The organism is Phenylobacterium hankyongense (genome assembly GCF_003254505.1).
GTDB lineage: Bacteria > Pseudomonadota > Alphaproteobacteria > Caulobacterales > Caulobacteraceae > Phenylobacterium > Phenylobacterium hankyongense.
Window position 1 is genome coordinate 1 of sequence record NZ_QFYP01000030.1, and the last position, 318, is coordinate 318.

Genomic DNA, 318 nt, shown 5'->3' on the forward strand with positions numbered 1-318 from the left:
GGTCGTCGCCGACGCCGACGAGGCCCACGCCGACCTCTCCGGCCGCGGCATCGACGTCAGCCCCGTCGACGACCAGCCCTGGGGCCGGTTCGTCTACTTCGCCGACCCCGACGGCAACCGCTGGGCCCTCCAGCAGATCACCACCCGCTGACCCTCCGGTCACGGTCGAGCAGCCCGTTTAGGTCGTCAAGTAGCCCGCTTTGGTCGTCGAGTAGCCCGAGCCGCTAGGCGAGGGCGTATCGAGACGCCCTTCGATACCCGCGGCCGTCGGACCGTGGGTAGTAGCCGCTACAGTCGAATTGCCTGGCTGGGCGCCGT

General features: G+C 69.8%; 1 protein-coding gene. It reads left to right on the forward strand.

Going from position 1 to position 318, the window contains the following annotated elements:
- The coding region (locus tag DJ021_RS19345; protein WP_207801914.1) for a VOC family protein at positions 1–151 on the forward strand (151 nt) is incomplete at its 5' end.
- Positions 152–318: the final 167 nt, after the last annotated feature.